The organism is Nocardioides sp. Soil805, assembly GCF_001429625.1.
Lineage (GTDB): Bacteria > Actinomycetota > Actinomycetes > Propionibacteriales > Nocardioidaceae > Nocardioides.
The window spans coordinates 1,797,879-1,818,972 of the sequence record NZ_LMSU01000001.1 but is presented as its reverse complement, the minus strand read 5'-3'; the positions used below and the strand labels follow the sequence as shown (position 1 = coordinate 1,818,972).

Annotated in this window: 18 protein-coding genes; 10 read left to right on the top strand and 8 right to left on the bottom strand. The window is 67.2% G+C overall.

Features of this window, described 5'->3' with window-relative positions; genetic code table 11:
* The first annotated feature begins 8 nt into the window (after positions 1 to 8).
* From ASG94_RS08825 to ASG94_RS21675, 3 genes are all read left to right on the top strand, one after another.
* A complete protein-coding gene (locus tag ASG94_RS08825) occupies positions 9 to 1,217 on the top strand; it encodes a carboxylate-amine ligase (RefSeq protein WP_056925898.1) in 1,209 nt (402 codons plus the stop codon).
* Complete coding sequence (locus ASG94_RS08820) at positions 1,214 to 1,933, top strand: hypothetical protein (RefSeq protein ID WP_156411482.1); 720 nt, start codon at positions 1,214 to 1,216, stop codon at positions 1,931 to 1,933. Before ASG94_RS08825 ends, ASG94_RS08820 begins: the two co-directional genes overlap by 4 nt.
* A gap of 887 nt (positions 1,934 to 2,820) precedes the next feature.
* Positions 2,821 to 3,042 (top strand): hypothetical protein, encoded by a 222-nt coding sequence (locus ASG94_RS21675; protein WP_156411481.1) that lies wholly within the window; start codon positions 2,821 to 2,823, stop codon positions 3,040 to 3,042.
* 291 nt (positions 3,043 to 3,333) lie between these two features.
* Here ASG94_RS21675 and ASG94_RS22160 read toward each other — a convergent pair whose 3' ends face one another.
* The 3 genes from ASG94_RS22160 to ASG94_RS22650 all read right to left on the bottom strand — a co-directional run bounded on the left by ASG94_RS22160 (position 3,334) and on the right by ASG94_RS22650 (position 5,037).
* Positions 3,334 to 3,603, bottom strand: coding sequence for a hypothetical protein (locus tag ASG94_RS22160; RefSeq protein WP_200958037.1), 270 nt, complete (start codon positions 3,601 to 3,603; stop codon positions 3,334 to 3,336).
* A gap of 155 nt (positions 3,604 to 3,758) precedes the next feature.
* Positions 3,759 to 4,169: a prevent-host-death protein gene (locus ASG94_RS21315; protein WP_082624016.1), complete on the bottom strand. Its 411-nt coding sequence runs from the start codon at positions 4,167 to 4,169 to the stop codon at positions 3,759 to 3,761.
* 502 nt (positions 4,170 to 4,671) lie between these two features.
* Positions 4,672 to 5,037, bottom strand: coding sequence for a hypothetical protein (locus tag ASG94_RS22650; RefSeq protein ID WP_442938465.1), 366 nt, complete (start codon positions 5,035 to 5,037; stop codon positions 4,672 to 4,674).
* Between the two features lie 336 nt (positions 5,038 to 5,373).
* On the opposite strand from ASG94_RS22650, the gene ASG94_RS08810 reads away from it, so the two are divergent.
* From ASG94_RS08810 to ASG94_RS08800, 3 genes are read left to right on the top strand one after another with little or no spacing between them, the layout of a single operon-like run.
* Complete coding sequence (locus ASG94_RS08810; protein WP_056925895.1) at positions 5,374 to 8,937, top strand: ATP-binding protein; 3,564 nt, start codon at positions 5,374 to 5,376, stop codon at positions 8,935 to 8,937.
* Complete coding sequence (locus ASG94_RS08805; protein ID WP_156411480.1) at positions 8,895 to 9,455, top strand: hypothetical protein; 561 nt, start codon at positions 8,895 to 8,897, stop codon at positions 9,453 to 9,455. Before ASG94_RS08810 ends, ASG94_RS08805 begins: the two co-directional genes overlap by 43 nt.
* A complete protein-coding gene (locus ASG94_RS08800) occupies positions 9,452 to 10,516 on the top strand; it encodes a hypothetical protein (RefSeq protein ID WP_056925893.1) in 1,065 nt (354 codons plus the stop codon). The genes ASG94_RS08805 and ASG94_RS08800 overlap by 4 nt, the downstream gene beginning before the upstream one ends.
* A gap of 682 nt (positions 10,517 to 11,198) precedes the next feature.
* On the opposite strand, the gene ASG94_RS08795 is transcribed toward ASG94_RS08800, so the two are convergent.
* Positions 11,199 to 11,414, bottom strand: a complete 216-nt coding sequence (locus tag ASG94_RS08795) for a hypothetical protein (protein WP_056925892.1) — start codon at positions 11,412 to 11,414, stop codon at positions 11,199 to 11,201.
* A 1,612-nt stretch (positions 11,415 to 13,026) separates the two neighbouring features.
* Between ASG94_RS08795 and ASG94_RS08790 the strand changes: the two genes are divergently transcribed.
* Positions 13,027 to 13,278 (top strand): hypothetical protein, encoded by a 252-nt coding sequence (locus ASG94_RS08790; protein WP_056925891.1) that lies wholly within the window; start codon positions 13,027 to 13,029, stop codon positions 13,276 to 13,278.
* Positions 13,279 to 13,425: 147 nt separating this feature from the next.
* Here the strand turns inward: ASG94_RS08790 and ASG94_RS08785 are convergent, their stop codons facing one another.
* The 3 genes from ASG94_RS08785 to ASG94_RS08775 all read right to left on the bottom strand — a co-directional run bounded on the left by ASG94_RS08785 (position 13,426) and on the right by ASG94_RS08775 (position 17,242).
* Positions 13,426 to 14,736, bottom strand: a complete 1,311-nt coding sequence (locus ASG94_RS08785) for a hypothetical protein (protein ID WP_056925890.1) — start codon at positions 14,734 to 14,736, stop codon at positions 13,426 to 13,428.
* A gap of 58 nt (positions 14,737 to 14,794) precedes the next feature.
* Positions 14,795 to 16,612 (bottom strand): hypothetical protein, encoded by a 1,818-nt coding sequence (locus tag ASG94_RS08780; RefSeq protein ID WP_156411479.1) that lies wholly within the window; start codon positions 16,610 to 16,612, stop codon positions 14,795 to 14,797.
* Between the two features lie 195 nt (positions 16,613 to 16,807).
* Positions 16,808 to 17,242, bottom strand: a complete 435-nt coding sequence (locus ASG94_RS08775; RefSeq protein ID WP_056925888.1) for an excisionase family DNA-binding protein — start codon at positions 17,240 to 17,242, stop codon at positions 16,808 to 16,810.
* A 156-nt stretch (positions 17,243 to 17,398) separates the two neighbouring features.
* On the opposite strand from ASG94_RS08775, the gene ASG94_RS08770 reads away from it, so the two are divergent.
* From ASG94_RS08770 to ASG94_RS08760, 3 genes are read left to right on the top strand one after another with little or no spacing between them, the layout of a single operon-like run.
* Positions 17,399 to 17,911 carry a hypothetical protein gene (locus ASG94_RS08770; RefSeq protein ID WP_056925887.1) on the top strand — a complete coding sequence of 171 codons (513 nt, stop codon included), beginning with the start codon at positions 17,399 to 17,401 and terminating at the stop codon, positions 17,909 to 17,911.
* Positions 17,911 to 18,195 carry a hypothetical protein gene (locus ASG94_RS08765; RefSeq protein ID WP_056925886.1) on the top strand — a complete coding sequence of 95 codons (285 nt, stop codon included), beginning with the start codon at positions 17,911 to 17,913 and terminating at the stop codon, positions 18,193 to 18,195. Before ASG94_RS08770 ends, ASG94_RS08765 begins: the two co-directional genes overlap by 1 nt.
* Complete coding sequence (locus ASG94_RS08760; RefSeq protein WP_156411478.1) at positions 18,185 to 19,294, top strand: zinc-ribbon domain-containing protein; 1,110 nt, start codon at positions 18,185 to 18,187, stop codon at positions 19,292 to 19,294. Before ASG94_RS08765 ends, ASG94_RS08760 begins: the two co-directional genes overlap by 11 nt.
* A 35-nt stretch (positions 19,295 to 19,329) precedes the next feature.
* Here the strand turns inward: ASG94_RS08760 and ASG94_RS08755 are convergent, their stop codons facing one another.
* Complete coding sequence (locus ASG94_RS08755; RefSeq protein WP_056925884.1) at positions 19,330 to 20,769, bottom strand: hypothetical protein; 1,440 nt, start codon at positions 20,767 to 20,769, stop codon at positions 19,330 to 19,332.
* Positions 20,770 to 21,094 lie beyond the last annotated feature (325 nt).

Genomic DNA, 21,094 nt, shown 5'->3' with positions numbered 1-21,094 from the left:
GATCCGCCGTGTGCCCTGCAGCCCCCCGGACGACGCCGCCGCCCGCACCGCCGCCCGCACCGCCGGTCCCGACGGTCGGGGTCGAGGAGGAGTTCTTCCTCCTCCACCCCGACGGCAGCACGGCCGCGGTCGCTCCCCAGGTCCTCGGGGACCTCCCGGTGGGGCGACGGTTCCAGGCCGAGTGGATGCAGTTCCAGATCGAGTCGGCCACGGGGGTGTGCACCGACCTGGGTGCGCTGGCCGCCGAGATGACCGCCGGACGTCGGGCCGTGGCCCGCGCGGCGGCCGCTCGGGGGGCGGAGATGATCTCGAGCGGTACGGCGCCCTTCCGGTCCAGCGGTCCCGGCGCGCACACGGAGGACGACCGCTACCAGCGCATCCGGGACCGCTTCCCCGGGCTCGCCGACGAGGTGGTGGCGTGCGGCGCCCACGTGCACGTGGGGGTGCCGAGCCGGGCCACCGGCGTCGAGACCCTCAACCGGGTACGCGGGTGGCTCCCGCTCCTGCTCGCCCTGAGCGGCAACTCACCGATGTGGGACGGCGGCGACTCGGGGTGGGAGAGCTACCGGCACAAGGTCTTCAGCCGCTGGCCGACGGCGCGGGTGGCGCCGTGGTGTCGCGACCCCGACGCCTACGACGCCGCCCTGGCCGAGTGCATCGCCGCCGAGGCGGTCGACGCCGGCAGCGTCTACTGGTACGCGCGCCTCTCGCCGCGCTTCCCCACGGTCGAGTTCCGCATCGCCGACACCGGCCTGACCGTCGCCGACACGCTGCTCCAGGCGGCGCTGTGCCGGGCCATGGTCGCCACGGCGATCGCGGAGGCCGCGGCCCACCAGCCGGTGGTCGTGGTTCCCGAGGCCGTGCTGGAGGACTCGCTGGTGGGTGCGGCCCGGTACGGCCTCGGCACGCTCCTGGTCGACCCCCGGACGGGGGTCCTCGCGCCGGGACCGGCCGTGCTGTACCGGCTCGTGGAGCACCTGCGCCCGGCCCTCCTGGCCGCGGGCGACTGGACGACCGTCGCGCAGCTGGTGACGCAGCGGCGTACGCAGAAATCGGGCTCGGCCCGCCAGCGCGCGCTGCGCAAGCGGCTCGACCACGTGGGCTTCGTGGCCGCCCTCGCGGCGGCGAGCGTGCCGGGCGACCCCGGTCCGGTCGGTGCGGCGTACGCCGGCGGCCCCGTGGCGGGTATCGGACACGACGAGGAGGACGGACGATGAGTGCAGTGACCTGGACCGAGGGCTCCGGGTTCCGGCGCCACGTCGCCCGCGGTGCGGGAGCCGTGTGGGTGGGGGCGAGCGCCTTCGTGCTGGCGGTCGGCGTCGCCGCGGCGACGTTCCTGCTCGGCTGGCTGGCGAGCGCCGGTCTGTTCCTCCTGGTGATGGTCTCCGGCTGGCTGTGGACCGGGCTGAGGTGGCTGCTGGAGGAGGACCCGGGGCGCTTCCGTCTCGGGTCCGTCGGGCTCGTCGCGCCGACGTTCGTGGTGGGCGGCATCGGGCTGCTCGGCATGCTGGGCCTCGGGGCGGTCCCGGTGGTGGCGGTCCTGGTCCTGCTCCACCCGGACGTACGGCGTCGGGTGCGGGCCCTGGTGGGTCCCGAGCGGCTGGCGAGGGTCACGCCGACGAGGCTCCGGACCGATCCGTCGCGCCCGCCGTCCCCCCGTGCCCCCGCGGCCGGGGAGGTGGAGGAGCCGGTCCTCGAGGTGACCGACGAGCTGACCGACGCCGACCTGTGCGAGGCCTGGCGGAGCAGCTACGTGGCCCTCCAGCGCGCCCGCACCGACGCCTCCCGGTTCCGGGCCGTGGAGATGCGCGTGATCTACCTCGACGACCTCGAGCGTCGCCTCGGCGACGACTTCGCGCGGTGGATGGAGTCGTTGCCCCGGGCGGCCGAGGACCCGCGCCGGTTCCTGCGCGACCAGGAGCCCAACGGCTGAGGGGGCACTTCCTGACCGCACGGAGGCCCCGAGCGGGCACTCTCGTGCAGCACGGACGCACCGACCGGGCGCTTCGTGACCGCACGGACGCGCCGAGCGGGCGGTTTCGTGACCGCACGTGGGGCGCCGCCACGCGACTGGCGGACCCGACAGGGATCCGGGGCCGCCGGACGTCGTACGCCGCCAGTTGAGCCCGCGCCTGCCATCGCCGGCCCATCACCGGCCCATCACCGGCCCAGGGTGGCGGCAGACCGCACGGGAAGCAGGCCCAGCCCGACGACGTGCCGCCCCTCTGGGGCAGCACCCCGCACCTGGCGGGCCCGACAGGGATCCGCAGGCGCCGACCGGGTCGCCCCCAGAAATGCACGAAGCCCGGGTCAGCGTGCTGACCCGGGGCTTCGTGTGCTGCGCGCCTGTAGGGATTCGAACCCCAAACCTTCTGATCCGTAGCGGCGCGTAACGCTTTTCGGGCCCAATCGAGTCAAGTCATCTTCGAGGAGCGCTTGCGGACGTTTGCGCAGGTCAGAGGCGTGTTGGACGCCGCGTGAAGGCCCGGCGTGGGCCGTGCGGCAAATCGTTATCAAACACGCTTCTGGAGGGGTTTCTGCAACCGTTTCTGCACCGAGTTGTGAAGAGCCCGTTGGATGGTTGTGGTCGTCATCAGGCCCAGGTGGATGCGCCTCGCCATCGGTCGTGGCCCTGCAACTCACACTCGCGGGACTGTCGGTTGCTTGGGCGATGATGTCGCCATGGCACGGAAGGGCCCTACATTCGAAGCGCTGGTGGCGACTCGCGTCGAGCTCCTCATCGAGGCTCTCGGTACGGCTACGCGAGTAGCGGAGTGCCTGGGTGTCACCCGTCCTCTGCTGTCTAAGTGGAGTGCCGGCATGGTGATGCCGACGCCGGCACAGGCGAAGCTGCTGGTCGATCTCGACCACGTGGTGGCACGCGGGTCGCTGATCTACGTCCCCGAGATCGTGAACGAATGGCTGTTTGGCCACGACTCGTATCTCGAGGGAGCTCGGCCCATCGACGTGTTGCATCTTCGAGGGGTCGGCGATGTGCTGGCCGCGCTTGACTCGCTCGAACAGACGGCTTGGGGCGGATAGCGACCGACAACGGCTGCCACCATATTCCATTCAGGGACTGCCCCATCTCGCGTGCAGCTCCGTCCGCGCCACAGCTGCAGTGCGCCGCGCCGGGGTCACCAGAGGAGCGGATGAGGTACTGAAGCTGGGAGGCCCAACCCACTGCTTAACGACAGCCTTGCATTTCTGCAGACCGGGATTGCGATACGTCACGAGCGACCGCTGCAAGTGCTGGAGCCGACGCAGAAGGGGACGGCCAACCACACTGGAGATCGAGGTCGTGCAGGCGAGGCGTTGGCACGGCTGCCGGTCCTAGTCAGACGTCCCTGAGTAAAGGTCAGTCATGCGTTTGATCGCTTGCTGCTTGGTCATGCCATGGATGTCATGCTCGGGCACACCGAAACCGAGGAGTGTCGCGACCACGCCGGCGGGAATCGCTTCGTGAGGCTCAACTTCCACCACCCCTCGAGAGGGCTTTACCCCCTCATTCACACAGGCCCAGAATTCTTCGCTCGTGACGTCGAGTTGGTCACGAAGAATATGACTCCATAACTGCGGGCCGTATGAATCGCGGTCGTTCACCGGGAAACTGACGCGTGTGTAGAGAATGCGTCCGTCTGAGAGCACAAGTTCGTAGCGGTGATGATCCCCTGTTTTGCCTCGGGCTGACTTCCGCTTCTCCCATCCCTCAGTTACACAGAAGGTCTGGTGGTCCTTCCGTGTGGCCGCCGGAAACTTCACCGCCCGCGCAGCCAAGCCTTCAGCTGTCCATCGGACGACAGCTCGACCAACTGAACGACTCCCCAGTTGTCCTCGTGATTCGGGGCAAGACGTAGCCGATCGGACCACGCTTCGGCGTAGTCGCGGAGAGCTTCGACCCCTTCGTCTAGCGCTTCCTCGACTGATTCCCCGGACGCTGCGATCGGCAAGCCAGGCAGGAACAAGCTCCATCCGCCGTCCTCGGCAACGAGCTGCGCACGTGCTGGGCGCAGACTGCTGAGGAAGTGAACGAGTCGCCTAGCATCCACTGCGGCCACTCGGGTGTCATCACGACTAACCGACGCAGGGCGCCCTTCGACTGCTGCGTCGAGAACGTCCTTGAAGTGGTTTCGGCCCTCGGCCATGGTTGGGAAGTGGGTGGTGGCCATGGTGGTGCTCCTGAGTGTGGTGCGGTTCGCGGCCGCAACCGGCCGTGTGAGATTGAATGTACACGATGTACATCGAGTCCTCAAGAGCATGTGGTGGAGTCTCACTAGCGCGGCACGCGGGGATGTCATCTTCAAGGCGCGCTCACAGACTCTTGCGCAGGTCGGAGCCGCATTGGATGCCGCGTGAGGTTTGTGGTGGGTCGTGCGGGAGCTCGTTGTAGGACGGCTTCTGAAGGGGTTCCTGCAACTGCTTCTGCACCCTCAATCAGGGGGATGGAACGTCTCCGTGCGTGCGGCGCTGCCATAGCTGCGCAGCTACCCGTGACACCGACCACGCGGCGCAGGCAGGTCTGCAGGCGGTCCCGGTACTCGGTGGCCGGTCACCCGTGTCGAAGGGAGCGGGCCACTCGGCTGATCATCGTTTGGAAGAGGCTTGCGGGCCGTATGGTCCGTGCTACGCAGTCCGGGGACTCCTAATGCGCTCGACCGCGGCCAATCTGTCTCAAGCTCGGGTGCGAGGCGCGTGTACTCCCTGCCCGCGGAATCTGGGTCGACCCGCATCGCGCAGGACCTGCAACTGCTGCCTGATCTTGTCCCGAACATGTCGGTTAACCGGGTCGAGCGCAGCCAATTCGGCTCCTTCGACGTACAACTCAGCGAGGGTGAACTTGATTGGAAGAGACTCAACCACGCGGTGGACGTCGACCGTCCGCCTCGCGAGGTGAGACTTTGTCGCACCATTCGGCCGTCGGCGCCCGCTGATTCTTGTCGATTTGAGTTCGAGCTCGAGGCCGCAGCGGCGGCAGCCAGATCGAGGGACGGCCGGTTGGGCTCGACTCGTTCCAGACCTGTGATGCAACTCGGGCACCACAACGCATGTGACCCCCAAGCCTCGGACATGCCCCGTATGCGCTGAGATTCCCCTGAGCGCCGTCGTGTCGACCGGGTCAAGTACAGGGTGCGCCGCTCACAGGTTCGACATGCCCAGTTCGCTTCTAGCACGATGCCAGGTCGCAGAGCATGCACCAGCAGGCCGGTTCAATGCGAGAACGCGCGCTGCACTATGACGCTAGGCCGAAGTCGTCCGAGTTTAGAGAAAGCCGTTGGCACGGCGGGAGATGATGCGCGTGCAGCCCCGGCCGTAAGACAGCCCGCTTTGACAACGACCTGCGTACTGTGGGTCTAGAGCAACTAGCCTCCAGCCATGACCGCATCACCGGATCCCGACCTCATCAGACTTCTCGAGAACCTCCGGTACGCCGTCTACAACAGCACCACCGACGCGATCCCGTCCGCCGAGTTGGTCCTGTCCCGACTCAAGACCTCTGACTCCGGGAACGCTCAGGAAAGGTTCGAGGTCGATGCACGCAACCTCGATAACCTGCACGCAGCGCAGGTCCGGAACTCCGAAGACGAGCGAGTTTGCCGTGCGGTGTTGTCGCAGTTGCAGCACTTCACTGAGCAGCGCGATGTGGTCTCCGGCGCGTTCCGGCGGCACGTGGACGCATTTCCTGAGGCCGTGGGACCACGGACGCTCCTGGTGCAGTGGCAGCTGCGCTGCGGCGACATCGATGGAGCAGTCGCGACTATCGAGTCGCTCGTCGACCTCGCCCCGACCTGGATCGACGACCGGTTGGAGTCTGCCAAACACGCCTCGCTGCGCTTCGACCAGGAAGCACAGGATCGACTCGACGAGGCCCTTTTGGCCAGTGGTATCGGCACGGCCGGGATAGCGTCCAAGGTGCGACGCGCCGAAGTGGCCGGAGGGTTCGGCGATAGCGCGGCAGCCATCCGCATCGTCGGCCGGGCCGCTCGTGGCGGCGACCTGGAGCTTGTGCGAGTGGCGATTGCCGTGGCCGAGAACGCGCGTGAGAGCAGCGCCCGCCTCTACGGCACCGCGGCCCGCAGCTTCTCCATGAAAGGCGATGTCGACGCCGTTACGGCGCTGTGCGCCGCCTCGCCGTTCGGCCCCGAGGATGACGGCGGCGAGATGCTGTTTGCACTGACGTGTGCCTACGAGAACTCCGGCCGCTGGCTCGAAGCTGCGGGCCTTCACGAGAAGCATAAGCAGTTGCCGCGGTTCCAGTTGGCCGAAGCGCAGAACCGCCGACTGAACGCGCTGCTTAACGCCGACCTGGTCTCCGATGCGGTGGAAGTCGTGAGCGCCGCCATGCGCGACGGCAGGTCGTGCTTCTCGATGGAGATCGTGCAAAGGACAATCCGGTCGGCTGCACTCACACGTCCGCTGCTGGCCGCCGACGTGCTTGCGTCCTGGCAGGGTGTCCGGGTCACCGTCCGAATGCTCGAGGAGATCCTCGCTGCCGTCATGGTTGCTCGCGGTGCTGATGTCGCGGTCTCGTGGTTACTGGGCCACCGCACTCACTTCCGAGTCGACGAGGAGACGTGGCACACGGTTCTTCGGCTTCTGCTCGATAACGGAGAGAGTGTCTGTGCTTGGCTGGGCGCCGCCCGCGAGCAGGCTGAGTCGGACCAGCTCAGAGCTGTCGCGTCCCTCACCGCCGCGGATGACCTTTCCCTGCTTGAGATCGTTTTCCCGCGGGCCGGTTCGCTTCCTCCCCACGTCAACCAGGCACTAGTGATGCACGGGCTGTTACGGGTCGCTGAGCTGCCCGTAGACGAATTGGACGCATGGACCGCAGCTTTGGCGGCACTGCCGTTCGAAAGGCGCAGTGACGAGTACGCCGACCTGGTCGCGGCCGTGGCGGACCGTTTCACCGTCGAGCGGCAGCCCGCGCGCGCGCTCGAGATACTGGAGCAGCTGTGGGACTTCGGCGACGACCAGGTCCTGATCGCGTGTCCGCCATCCGTCATCCAGAGCTGGGTGCGCGCCCTCCGATGGGGCCGACCAGACCGGTGGGAGCGCGACTGCGGAGCCACCATCCAGCGCATGATCTGGGTGCGACGCCAGCTACGGGTCAATCAGAGTCAGCCGCCGACGCCCGGCAGGGAGGAGGCACTGCGGCTGCAGCACCGGGCGACCGAGTCGGTTCGCGCGTTCGTGGAGGCCTTCGCGGAGCTCAACCAGGTCGGTCGTTACTCGCATATCGACCGACAGGTGGAGCGGCTGACGAGCGCCCGGATCGACCCCACGCCCGCGACGCTCGAGTCACTCATGGTGGCACTGCCGCGCGAAGCCCGGCTCGGTCACCTCGACCGAGTCCGAACACTGCTCGGCGGTCAGTCGATGACGGCAGGTCTGTGGACGACCTTCGTCGTGGGTGGTCTCTCGATCTCCCGGGTCGAGTCCAGCGAGAGCACCCCAACGACAGTTCGGGAAAACGTTGCCACGTGCCTCGCCCGGGGCGAAGAAGTCCTCTTAGAGGCCATAGCCGCACTCCGCTCTGCTCCAGGACTGTCCGCGGTCGACGCCAACTTCAGCCAAGGCGAGCTGCTGCGCATAGCCGACTCCTACCCGACGAGCCGCTATAAGGCGTACGGTCCGCTCGCCAACGACGTCCGTAGCCGCCTCCGGTCGTGCCACACCGCTCACGACGGGTTGGTTGCGACCCTGTCCGCGATCAGCGCGGCCCACGCGCGCTACGGCTTGGTTGCTGGAGTCGATCGAGTGCACCGCGCCTTCGACACGATCGAGCACCGTGCCAGCCGCGACGCACAGCTCGACCGTCTGGAGGCAGCGGGGCGCGCGGGCTCGGGTCCCGAAGTTGACCTCGCCGCGGCCGGGCTGGGGGTCGACGGCATGGAGTGGAGCTCACCGGACTTCCTTCGGCTGGCACGCGTTTCCGGCGAGTTCAACACCGTCGAGCCCCGTCACGTGTTGACCGCACTTGGTACAGCCGACGTCAATGACGACTGCCGCTCCGTCCTCGCGGTCGAGCTGCGCCGTGCCCAGGCCCGACGCGACGGCCATGCCGTCTCGGTCCTGCACCGCCTCGCTGAGCACCTGGGGGTCATCATGCCGGCCGACCTGCACCCCGCGCTTTTCCCGTCAGTCCCAAGCCACGTCACCGGCATCGAAGACCTTTGCGACCCCGTCTCAGGCGAGCGGCGGGCGGACGTGCTCACAGCCGAGCAGTTTCGCAACTTCCAGGGTCTCGTGCTTCACATGATGGCCGTTCCAGGGAAGAACCTGAACGACGCCCTCCCGGTCCTTCGGCGCGCGGAGGAGTCCGACGACCGAGCGCGTGCGGCACTGACCCTCGTGCGGCCAAGTCTTGAGGAGGCCGGCCAACGGATTGAACGGCTGCGCCGCCTGCTGCGGATCGGCGAGCGTGACGACGTGAGCGGGACGACCCTGCTCGAACCCGTCATCGACGAGGTCCTTGCGTCCTTCCGGTCCACGACCGACCGTTTGTCGATCATGGTGGAGCGCGACCTCGAGGAGGGCCTCACTACCGAGGCCAACGCGGGGCTTGTCGCATTCCTCATCGAGAACTTGGTAAGCAACAGCGTCAAGCAGGGCGACCTCCTGCGCTCGCAAGGACGCACACCGGAGGGGGGTTTCCGGATATCGGTGTCGACGCACTTCCGAGCTCCGCAGCTAGGCGACGACCAGCGATACGGGATCGTAACGATCGGAGTACGGGACAACGGCTCTGGGCTGCCCCCCAACCTCATGGACGATATCCGGTCTTGGAACTACACGAGTTCGCCAGACCACGGACTGGGGATCGGTCTACGATCGACCGCCGAAGGCGTCGACCTGGCAGGCGGGCGCCTCGCGGCGCTGGACCAGGGCGGCGGCGCGTGGGTGACGATCGAGCTCCCCGCAGGAAGGGCGCTGAAGTGAATTCTCGGAAGCTGCCGGTCGTCGTCGTCGACGACGACCCAGATGTGCTGCGGGACGACGTTGCCTACCTCGGGTTCGACTACCCGGGCCGCGAGGTCGTGACGTATCAGCAGCTGACGAGCGCCGTACCGGCGCTCATCCGACGCGAGGAGCCGTTTGTCCTGATCCTCGACCACGACTTCCCGCCCGAGGGCGGCACGACGCGCTTGGAGGGACACGTCCTTGCTACCCGGCTCCGCGAGCGCCACCCATGGGGGATGCTCCTGCCGATCTGTTACCGCTCGGGGAGGTTCTCGGCCACCGCGTGGACCGAGCTCACAGCTACCGAGGGGTCCTTCGCTCCCACCATGTACGTCGACAAGGCGAGCATGGGCGTGGTCGGCTGCGTCGAGATGCTTGACTCTGCGTTCGCGCGCACCCGCCAAGCGTGGCTACGTCAGGCCGAGTTGCTGCTCGAGTACAGCGACTACGACGACCTCGAAGACGTCGTCCCGACGTTCCCGCCGGACCCAGAGTGATCCGCATCAGCCGGAGCGAGTTGGTGGAGCGCTCGTCCGACATAGTGCTCCTCGACCTGGAAGCGACTGTTGACCTCGCCCATGGACGCGCCGTGCCGAAACTCCCCTCCGAGATGCGGTCGTCAGTCTTCTGCGTCCTTTCCGACACGGTCGCAAGAATCTCGGAGAAGTCATGCACGGAGCTCACGCCGGAAGCACGAGAAAGGTATGCGGAGACGCTCTCGTTCTTGGGCCGCGCCCCCGCGTTGCCTGAAGGTCAGCAGCTCGTCGTGCTGCTAAGGGACGAGGCGGTGGTTCGGTCGAGCATCCGCCTGACGACCCAAGCACGCGACCTGGTCAGCAAGTACGAGCTGTACGTCCACCAGTTGGTCATGATCGGAGCGATTCGGGAGCTCGATGACGTAGTGCGCGACGACGGAGCGCGGGTACGCACCCACGTCGTGGCCAAGAGCGACTCGCTGGCGCAGCTCGTCGTTGATCTCTACAACGAAAGTCTCTACGTCCGCGTCTCGGCCCAGGCGCCCCGCGTGCAGGGCGGGTACCGGCCCGGTCCGTTCGACGCGCTTGCGGCGCTCGGCACGGCTCCGGTCAGCCGGATGGCCCGTACCGGGGGAGGTCGCGTCCGCGGCCCGCTGTTCGATACCCACGTGATGCTTCACCCAGACGTCCATGACAGCCCGGGCGTGCGCGACGCGATGGAAGGACATTCCGACGTGCTGTTGCCGCACCGTGTCGCACTCGAGCTCCTGAGTCATTCGCTTCCGGCTGCTGCTAGGCGCGGGATTCCACGTGGCGAGGCTCGACGGGGTCTGCGTGACATCCACCGAGGGCGGTTCCAAGGGCGCGAGCTACACATCGCCGAGGACGAGTCCGCTCATGACTGCCGCCGCCAGCTCGAGCTTCACGCACGCTCAGCTACTGAAGATTTCTCATGTCCCGGGTTGACCGACGAACAGCTCATCATCCTTGGCGAACGACTCAACGCCGAGGTGTTCACGATGGACGGGGCCGCGCGAACATGGTCCAAGGAATACTTTCCTTCGGTCCAGCTCCGACCCTGACGATTGCGGTGCCGGTTTCGACAGGCTTGCCGAACTGCCCGCTTGGTGCGGCGCTCTCGACGCGGCCGCCACAACGGACGGACAGCAGGTGGCTCGAAGGGCGCGCAACTGCACGCCGTCGGAGGCATCGAGGATCAGCAAGTCGTCGCCATCGATATCCGAAGAGCGCGCCGGCTCACCGGAGCCGGGCCCGCGGCTGTACTCACCGCGCCGGTGTCGCCTGCACCACCGACATTGGTCGGCCGCGGGTGAGCGGGTGGTCGCTCAACAGTCAGCCCGGTTGGCCGCGCTTGACTCGCTCGAACAGAGGGCGTGGGGCGGATAGCGGCGGAGAACAGGCCGCTCCAAGCGTCATTCAGCACTGCCTCGATCTCCAGTGCAAGTGCTGCCATCCGCCCGTACTCGTCGTTACCGATTCGATCTGGCGCGACGACCGAATCGCTCTCGCGTGCGCTACTCAGTGGGTTTGTCCTGGGCCGGGGTTCCAGCCGTGTGCTGCGCGGGTTGATGATGCGCTAACTCAACGTCGTGATGGAGCCAGGCGCGTCTGGGCCGCCCGGGCCGATGAGCTCCGCGCCTGAGCTTTGGACTTGGCGACACTTCACAGAAGCACGCCACGGCAGTCGACGATCCCATTCGCCCCGCTCGTGGACCGACTGAACTAGTTGAGGACTGCCCAGCGTCAAAGCGTCATCGCTCCGGTTGCCACGTCGCATGGGTTGGTCTCGCAGTCGTCGTCATCCCCTTCGATGTACCCCGTGCCCTTGCTCATGCCATCACCGCACTCGGCGCACCACGACCATTCGGTGTCTCCGTCTTCGGACACTTGTACGTCGGCCATGCCTTCGCCCTCGCATACATGGCAGAGGTAGTAGTGCTCGTCATGCTCGATTGCCATCGATGACCTCCTCGACTCTCAGTGGTGGCGGCCCTCGCGCGCGGAGTGGATATCAGCGGAGGTCGTAATCCTCATCTTGACCAGACGACATCCAGATGTCTTCCGCGTACGACGATCCGCTCAACGACTCACCCCAGAGATCGTCCGGGTCTGCATTGTGGTCCTCGCCGATCGTGCAGCGGCAGTCCTCTGCGTAGGAGACCTCGTTTCCCTTTTGGTCAACTTGATCAACGAAACGCTGGTGCTTTGGGCCTGTCGGCATCGATCCTCCTCGATTCTGGCCGAGTCGTTGCCCGAGAGTACGTCAAAGAGGATCAGCGATCGGAGAAAGTTGGGTCTCCACCCTGGAAGACCATCGGCAACCAGAACGGCCGATCTGCGTCACTTCGTAGCCGCTGCTGACTCTGATTCCTGCCGTGTTTTGGTCGCGGCTGCGGATCGGCCGAGAACGTCTTGGGGGACCCACAGGTTACTCCGCGCGTCGCGACTACCTGCCGTAGTGTCGGCTTTGGCAGTGACGGGCTTGAAAGGTTGACGATGGGACTCTTCGACAAGGTGTTAGGCGCCGTGGCAGGCCTCGGCGGCGAAAGCGCTGACGACACCGCGACTTGTCCGTTCTGCGGGTGGGTGGGTAACAGCGACGAGATTTCAGTCGATTTTGGCTGCACCAACTGTGCTGATGGATTCCCCACGTACTGTTGCGGGGGTATCTACGAGCAGGGCGAGGACACCTGCGCCAGCTGCGGCGAGCCGCTCTGACCTCGCGCTTGCTCGAATCGACCGCTGCCCTCGAACTGGACTCCCGACCGGCGGCTACGCCGTCCACCATGTCTGTCGTTGCGCCGCGTAACGTCCACACCAGCGTGTCGGCTGGCAGCATAGGAACCGGATGGGCGTCGGCGTCGGTGAGTCAGCCCTGAGTGCCCGACCGAGCGCTTCTAGCATTCCGTCGACCAGCCGGCACTAGACCCAGCGTCCGCACGGCTCCCGCACCTCGTGCTCGCCGTCTACGTACTGCTTCGTCCTCGAGACCGCACTTCACCCCCAGAGATGGGGTAGATCGCGTAACGCGTGTGACCTGCCGGAACGCCGCAAAGAGAATCGTTCCGGTCCCGCCGCCACTTCCCTGAAATCCCACGGATTGTGGGTCAACTCGGGATAGGCGGACGACGGATGGTGTCATAAGTGGACGGCCGGCGGCGGCTATCCCAGTTGGCACCGGTCCTCGCCTTCCGTCGGCGGGGACGGCTCACGCGTGTGCGTAGCAACCATCGACCTGTACTACGAGAAGCCCACCGCGAAGGCAAACAGCGACGACGGGCACAGTGAGGCAGTGCTCGACCTAGGGAGTGGCCAACACTCGGCACGTCCAAGTGAGCGCCTTGGGAGTCGAAGTACCTGAGGATCAGGCCCCAGAGGGCCTTTCATCTCGATCCCGATCCCCATCACGCTTGTCAGTCTTGCTTGGATCTCAGGAACCGCCTTGCCCTTTCGGGGCCCTGCCGCTCTTCACCCTCTTCTGAGTGCTGCTCGTTACTGCTCCTGTGATGGTGATGGCTCTAGCCTGAGCAACCCACCGCCACCACCACGACATCACCGGAGGAGATCGGCCATGAGCGATCGCGCCATCCCCACGCATGAGACCACCCCGTTCACCGACTGGCTGCGCGAGTACGCCGATGAGGACAAGATTGCTGGCGACCTGCTGGGCGACATGGACGACGACACCGCTGTGCGCGGTCGCGACCTAAGCGCCGATGAGCTCTACGACCACGTAGCTGCCCACAACCCCCACCCCGAGGCCTTGGCAGTCATTAGGCGCGCGGCGCGCGCCGGCGGCTACCCCTTCAACCGTAGGGAGTGAAGTCGGCTGGGACGTCGCGCCACGAACTCGTGAGCTGGCCGACCGACGAGGCGCCGCGCCGTTGACGCCGCCCGACTTCGGTGTCTTCCGCCCACCGGTCGCCTGGCGCGCCTAGTGTGCGGACGACATGTGTCCAGTTGCAGGATCTCAGTAGTCCTCAGGCCTCGGCCCGAGTCGCAGAAGAAGCTCAAGGCTGGGGAGCAGGTCGCCGTACTCGTCGACCAATCCCCACCCGACGTACGCCGACGTGTCGTCGTCGCTCTCACCGTCCTCCATGCGCCATGCCGTGGCCGAGAGCAGCGTCGTGGTGAGGGGACGGACTTCCTCGACGTGTCGGCCCGTCCGGTCCGAGAGCCCCTCAAGCAGACGGTGGCCAGGGGGCAGGCCGGTGCGGTGCGTGACGGCGTAGATGTCGAGGTCCTCGTATCCGCTCTCGTCGCCGTGTCTTTCGACCAGCTCCGCGAGCGCGGCCGGGGACAACGCCGCGAGCGCGGCTTCGACCGAGGCGATGGTCTCTTCTGCCGCGGCTTGGCCGGGCGGGCGCTCCGGGAAGTGGAGGCTCGTCTCCCAAGGGCCGTAGCCGCGCATGCGATCGGCGGCGTCGAGCCGGTCGTGGAGCGCGGCCGTCTTGAGCGTCACCCGCACCGCCATTTCAAGGCGCTCCGCGTTCGTGTCTTCTGGCGTGGCGATCGACAGGGACTTGGCGAGCTCCTCGCATCGGGACACGGCGGCCGACCTGCCGGCGCCACGAGCGATGGTGGACAAGCGACTGTCGAACCAATGTTGTGACTCTCCCGCGTCGCGCAGAAGGTAGGCGTTGTGGAGCAGACCGCCAACGACGACCTCGTCTGCCGTGACCAGAGACGCGGCCACGGCGCGCACCAGCGGGCTTGCTGGTCCGTAGGTGTCCGACACGGGGAAGCTGTCCTCGCCGAGCGAGGCAGCGTCGATCGTGAGGTCATGCGGCACAGCGGCGTCCCACGGCAGCCTGTCCGCCACCTCCCGGCACTTGCGGATGAGCCCGGGAAGCTCCGCAGCGCTGACGGGCAGAAGGGGGCCGAAGTCGTTGCGCCGGAGCTCCCAGCCCACTCGAGCGACCGGAGTGTGCGGAGCCAGCGCAGTCGCGTGCACCGCTTCGGCCGTCTCCGGCTCGCGGACGGTGAGGACCGTGGTGCCGTTGGGCAGGTCGAACTCCAGCGGCGTGTTGTACCCGAAAGTTCCCCATTCCACCGCCGTAAAGATGCGGAAGCACGTGTTCTGCACGGCGCGCCGTCCCGCCTTCGGGCCCGGCCAGTCGAGCCCGGGGTCGATGCCGTCCGTGGGACGGGTCCACACCAGTAGCTCGTGACCGAGGACGTCGAGGAGGCCCTCGGTGTACCCGAACTCGACCTCGCCGCTCGATCCGTCGCTCAGGTGGACGGTGTACGGCGGCATCGGGATGTCCGAGATCGAGGTCACGCGCGCATCCTCGCAGGGCCCATCTTGGGAGTCATCAATTTCGTCCCGCCTTGCCGGATCAGATGCTCATGTCGTCGTGCACGCCGACCCTCGCGAGCTCGATCGAACCGTCAGGCAGCACCCAGTAGTGGAGCCGGCGCGCGGCCGGGGTGTTGGACTGGAGGCTGACCCGCCAGGCCCGTGCCCCGTCCTCACGCACCCTCTGGGGCGAACCGCCGGCTTCGTCCGTACGGAGTTGGTGGAGTTCGCGGCCCCCCGACAGCGCGGCCTTCCCTGTGACAACTTCCATCACCACGTCGGCGACACGATCCGTGGCGAGACCGTGCAGGGCGTCGAGGCTCCGCAGGAAGTCCGGACCCAATGTGTAGTCGCCCAACAGGCAGGTCGGCTGCTCCGCGGCTGGGATGCGCGTGGCCCACGCCCGTTCAACGAGGAAGTGAAAACCCCGCTCCGGGTCGGCGAAGGCCGGCGCATCGGTCGGACTGGAGGTCGATCGTGACTTCCGCAGCTTCGTCCGGGACTGCTCCAGCTGCTGCGTGAGGCGGCGCACCTGGTCCTCGACCTGGCGCAGCTCGGTGCGCAGATGCCCCAGCTCGGTCGCGAACCCCTGCGCCTGTGCGTGCACCTCGTCACGTTGCCTCTTTGCGGTGCGCACCTCCGCTTGGAGGGATGCGATGGTCAGGGACATCGACTTCGTGCTGGCGCTCTCGGCCGCTGCGGCCGGTGGCTTTGCGGGCGCTTCTGTCGGTCCCGGCGCAGGGCGCGGTCGGACGGCGCGGCTGCGATCGAACATCGCTGGACTCGGACCCGCTAGTGCTGGGGCGGTCACTGGCGCGTCGGGGATAGGGGGTTCGGCGTGCGGGTCAGCCACGTCGATCTCGACGTCGAACGACAGGACCTCGATGGGTGCCGTGGCAGGCGGGGCCGGCTCCGAGACATCGGTCGGGGTCGCCGTGACCAGCCAGGGTGGGCCGCCCGCGAAGAGGGCGGCTGCCGCGACCGGCTCCTCGTCGTCGTCGATGTCGAGCACGCTGAGCTGCCATTCGCCCCCGGTCGCGAGGACGCGTGCCGGCAGCACCTCGCCGGGAGTCATGAGGTCGGACAGGTCGTCGAGCGGGTTGGAGGTGACGGCAGTGTGCGTCACGTCCACGGTGACGAGCGGGTGCAGGAAGACGGACGCCCGGTCGGCTTCGACGGACTCGACCTGGACCAGGACGACGTCGCCGGCCGCGTACGACGAGAGCGCGACGTCCGGTTCGAGGCGGGACTCGCGTACGTCGAACCAGCGGCTGTCGGCGTCGTACAGACCCGTCACCTCCTGGCCCGGCTGGAGCGACCGTTCCAACGGCAGACCGGGGAAGGCGAGTGCGTCCGGGACGATGCCGACGCGCCCGTCCAGCTTCACCATCGCACGGTCGGCCACGATGCCGACCACGACACCTGTGAGGCGTACGCGCGCCGTTGTCTGCACGTTGTCGAAGAGGCCGGCTTCGGTCGCCATGTGGAGTGCGTCATCGATGAGAGCGGTGGTCGCCTTTGGGCCCTCCGCAGCGCTGTAGGCGAACCGCAGCGGGGACCGTCGCGGCTCGCTTGCCCATTCGTGGCCGACCGGATAGACCCGTCCGGCGCCGCCGTAGACCTGCGTCATGGCCGGGAGGTTGTTGGACAGGTCCCACGAGTGCGGGCCAGTGGGCACGAGATAGATCTCGGCGATGTCGCCGACCTGGTCGACGATCTCCTCGATGTCGATCCACGGCTCCGTCCGGCCGTGCGGCGTCGTCACCACGATGACGGGTCGGTCCCTCGCGTTCCCGTTCAGGTGCGTTGCCAGAGCTCGGGCACCTTCAGGAGTGGTCACTCGTCGGTAGGTGGGCACGGTACAAGCCTGCATCGGCGGCATCGATCGAGGGACCCGATTCGCGGAACCAGCTTGGAGCATTCGTCCCGGTGATTCGCGTCGGGCGGGTTGGGGCTCCTTCTTCCGAGCATGCGCAGGCTAAGCATCGACGAAGCGTGCTTTTCGCGACGCGGCTCAAAGAGCGACAGTGCACACCCTCCGGGTCGTAGGTGATTAGTCCTCTTCAAGGACGACGCGAGGATGACCTGCGTCATCCGTCACTGACCGCAACTCACCCCTCTGGATGCGGGCATACACCGTTGTGCGGCTCACTCCGAGACGTTGCGCTGCCTCGCTGATCGATAGGCCAGGCTTCGGCTTCGACGGCCGCGGGGCACCTCCGTGCTCCACGCGCCACCGCAGCGACGGGTTGAGCTCCGAGACGTTCTTCGCTCGCTGGGCACGCATCCGCGTGGTCGCCGGGGAGTTGAAGCCGGTGAGTTCGGTGAGTCGGGCCCAGGTGACGCCGCCTTCGTTGGCACTCAGGAGGGCATCCGCAAGCACGCGCGCTGCCCTCTGATGTCTGTCCTCGGCCTCGCGCAACTTCGACATCGCCGCAGTGACGTCCTGCTCGAGACGCCGCTGACCTGCAGTTATGTCCGGGTCCACTCACCGATCCTTTCATTCGCTTCTTTGGCGTTGCGGAGGTGAGCAGTTGTGCGTACGGTGTGTCGCGATACGGCACATATGTTCAACTGTTGTCCAGTCAGACTCGTGTGCACCGAGGAAGTCCTGAGAACGAGTTGATGTGAGAGGAACGAGTGAATGGAGAAGAACGACGAGCAGCGTTCGGCGAACCTGATGAGCCGCCTGATGGCGGCACCCAAGGTCAAGCCGGGGGAGCGCGCTGCGGTCGCGGAACTGGCGGATCGTGGCGTCTTCCATGCGCCCGAGTTCGTTGCGCGCTGCGTGCGGCCTGGCGAGCCGCCGTACGTCGTATGGAGGACCGTCAGGTCGTGGGCGACCCAGGTCGGTGACCTGGAGAGCAAGACGCTCGCCGAGACTGCGATGCGGGCGCACGGGTCCGACGAGACAGATCCGCCGCTCGACGCCGAGCGCCTCCAGGTGGTCCTCGACCTCGATGACCCGAAGGGCTGGGTCGTGGCCGCGTGGCGCGACATCTACGCCGACCACGGCCAGACCCTCGAGGTCGACATGTGCCTGGAGTACCTGACCGATCAGCACCTGTGCTGGAACTGCGGCGACCTCGGGGTCACCGAACGCGACGACCTGTTCTGGTCTGCCGCCTGTCTGACGAACGATGAGGAGCAGAAGTGATGAAGGTGGAGAGCAGGCGCCGGAGGCTCGGCATGATCCCGCCGCTGGAGGTGAGCCACGGGTTCCGCCTCTTCTACGAGGGACACACCGGCGAGCGTCACCAGGTGCGGCTCTCGCGGAACCTGCCCGGCGGGATCCTCGAGGGCAACCTCGAGGAGCTCCTGACCGAGCTGCGTCCCTGGCGCCGCGACATGCCCGAGGGCGGCATCATGGCCGTGGTCTGGTGGCTGGACAGGTCCGCGGCGATGAACGACGCGCTGATCGGCGACGATGATGCCGTCTGAACCCAAGCGCCGCCCCAAGCCCAAGTGGGTTCCGCTCCAGGAGTCCATCCTGGTGCGCTACCCGCACCTCGCCACCGAGGCCGACCACGAGCGCGCCGCAGCGATGGGTCTCGACTTCGCGCACATCGCTCCCGGGACCAAGGTGCCGCTCCCATGGCGGCATCCCCTCGGCGCTGGCGGAATCCACCGCTGGCTTCAAGCCGGCACCAGCCGGGTCCACATGCGCGCCGGCTGCTCCGTCTGTCGCGGGTACCGCGCCGATCACACCACCTCGCTCGCCGCCCTCGCTCCCGAACTGGCCCAGCAGTGGCACCCCACCCGCAACGGCGAGCGGACCCCCGGGTCCGTCACTCCCGGCTCGCGGCGCATCGCGGCGTGGCTGTGCACGCAGTGCACCTACCAATGGTGCGCCCGCGTCTCCTCAAGGGCACTGGACGGCAACGGATGCCCGCGCTGCGCCGGCCAGGAGGCGCTGACCGGTGACCCCACCACACTCGCGGTTGCCCAACCCCAGTTGTACGCCGAGCTCGACGCCGACGGCGTACGCGCTCTGGGCCTGGCCCCCCTCCGCGTACACGTCCGCAGCAACCGCCGCCTGGCATGGATCTGCGCGCAGGACCGGACGCACCGGTGGCAGGCCTCGCCGGCGGCACGCATGAACGGATGCCTGTGCCCCCACTGCCCCCACGTGGGGCAGTCCTCCCACCAAGAGCGCGCGCTGCTCGCGCTGCTGCTCGAGCGACACGAGGATGCCGTCGGCAATGCACCCGCCGGTCACGTCCGGTGGCTCGACCGTCGCGGCCGCTCCCTCCCCGCACGCTGCGACATCGTCGTCCCTTCTCTGCGTCTGGTCGTGGAGTACGACGGGCTGGCCTACCATCACGCCGCCGACAGGCGACGCGCCGACTGCGTGAAGACCCTCGCGCTGCTCGCTGCGGGCTGGCGCGTCGTACGCGTCCGTGAGTGCACCGCATCGAAGCGCCTCCGTGATCTCGACATCACCGACGACAACCTGCTGCAGGTTCAGCACCGGTACGGCGACCGACTCCCGCCGCTGGCCGACACGATCCTCGCCTGGGTCCAAGAGCTCGGCGGCTGAGTAGCGAGGCCGTGCTAGGTCGCAGGTTCCTCTACCTAGATGGGCGACACGGGTTCCTGCGTCGCCGCAGTTGGCCGTCGGGGCTGTCGCCGGCGAACCACCGTGGGTGTCGACGGCGGCGACTGGGATGGCGGGGGTGGCGCCGGTGGCTGGAGTGCGATGGTGGCACGAGCGTCGACGTGTTCTCCCGGGGGGCCAAGTAGTCGTGGCGGCAGCTTCGCTTGTCCGGCGGCTCCGCATCCCTTGCTGGTTGAGCGTGGCCGCTTGGGCTTGGCCAGCGGTGGACTCGGCACGTCACTGAGGCGTGGCAGCCCCATCCGATGCAGGACCACCTGGGCACGGGCGTGTGACCGCAGCCATGCGGGGGTCTGAGCCAACAGCGAGGTGTTCTCGATGACGGCGACGTACTCGCGGTCACCGGGGTGGGCGCAGGGAACGATTGCGGCATCGAGAACCGAGGCGTGAGTCAGCCTCGACTCCGGGAAGCGGACGGTGAGTGACGAGAACGCCGGGGACATCTCGCCAGCGGCGGGGAACCAGTCCTCCCACGACACCAGTCCCATCCGATCGTGACCTCGCCAGGTGGCGCCGTGCTTCGCGCGCGCCTTCACGATGGCTGCCGACACGCGGCCCCCCAGCCCTCGAGCACGCGAGGCGCTGCTCTTGGGGTCGGCCGCGACGACGAAGACCACCATCGTCATGCCATACCCACGCCGCGGCGTTGCGAGCTGTTCGGCCCAGAAGTCCGCCTTCTGGCCGAACTCCTGGTTGTCATGAGCGACGACCTCGAGCACGATTCTCAGTCCGTCCTCGCGTACGGCCGTGAGGTCCCCACGACGTGTCGTGTGAGTGCCGAACAGGCTCTTCAGTTCCGTCAGGCGCTCGCCGAGCACCGTGCCGACCGGCGTGAACTCGGCGATGCGCAGCGCGAGTTCGGCGGCGAGCAGTGCGTGGCGGTGGTGGCCCTGACTGAGGTGGATGGCTTGGCCTGCGTTCATGGCCAGTGCCTCCGCGCCGGAGAGCAGGGGAAGGACGTGAGTCGCGATGACTGACTTGTCATTGATGGTCCACAGCGTTCGCGCCCAGGAGCGGTCCCAGACGTTGGTGACGTGGCCGAACGCCACCGCGCCCATGCTCCACAGGGCTTGGAGCACGCCGCTCGCGATGAGATCGTCTGCCTCGATCCCGACAAAGGCGGCGACCTGTTCGACGCTGAGAGTTGCGTGGACCGCGAGAGCTCCGATCGTCGCGGCCGCGATCGCCGGGTGATCAGCGACCAGTCCGCGTGCCTGGTCCTTGTCTCGGATCGTGCCGGGCGGGTACGCCGTTCTGGACCGTTCGTGTTCGGCATCGGCCTCTTCGCGGAACAACCACTTCGCGGTCGAGCGCCCGTGCCACCGCGTCTCATACATCGGGTCTTCACGACTCACGGCCGACAGGCCGCCGTTGGTGCAGCGGCTCGTGAACACGGCCATGGGTGCAGTGTCAGCAAACGGGTCAAGGGGTGGCATCGACGTGCTCATGCACATTCACCATGCGCCAAGGCACGACCGAACGTGGCCATGCCTTCACCGAGATGCCATACCTAAGAGGCCTCGCTCCGCTCGGCTGAAGGTGCTCGTCTCGTTCTCTATGCGTAGCCAAGTAGCCCACCACCACTCCTGAGCACCACTGCGTTCTACGGGACCTGCGAGACGAAGACGACCCGACAACTCCACGCCTCGACTCGTCACCACTCAGCAGCCCGTGTCGTCACGAAGACCCCTCTCGCTGCTGCTCGGAATTGGAACAAGTCGGCAC